The sequence below is a fragment of the Lactobacillus delbrueckii subsp. bulgaricus genome (assembly GCF_046938665.1).
GTDB classification, from domain to species: domain Bacteria; phylum Bacillota; class Bacilli; order Lactobacillales; family Lactobacillaceae; genus Lactobacillus; species Lactobacillus delbrueckii_C.
Genome location: NZ_JBKZCD010000082.1, coordinates 1 through 368, shown reverse-complemented (window position 1 = coordinate 368; position 368 = coordinate 1). Strand labels below are relative to the sequence as shown.

The following is a 368-nucleotide window of genomic DNA, read 5'->3' as shown; positions in this document are numbered from 1 at the left end:
TGTGATTTGGATAAGGTTTCATCAGCTAGTGAACAAATGCTGACTTGCTTTCCAATACGAATTTTTCTAAGTGTTTTTCCTAAAGTTGATTTCATTGGATTTCCCACTTTCACAACAAAATAATGACTAGCTTTGATCCATTGTACAATATTGAAACAAAAGGAGGAAAAAATGGAAAAAACTTTAAATCTTTTTTTACTATTATATTCTTTGGTAGGCGTGATCATTATTGTAAACGGGTAGGGTTCTGAATATCAGTTGTTAAAGAAGCCGTTGTAAATGGTCAAGGTTTGTAATGGAAAAGGAACACACTGTATGAAAAGTAATGAATTACTCTCTGAAGTAAATAAAGTCGAATTTGAAAACTC

At 31.5% G+C, this 368-nt stretch carries 1 pseudogene; it reads right to left on the bottom strand.

Annotation, left to right across the window (positions count from 1 at the left end):
- Nucleotides 1-95: pseudogene (locus ACLUXO_RS10290) on the bottom strand (Rgg/GadR/MutR family transcriptional regulator); the annotation flags it as partial.
- Nucleotides 96-368 lie beyond the last annotated feature (273 nt).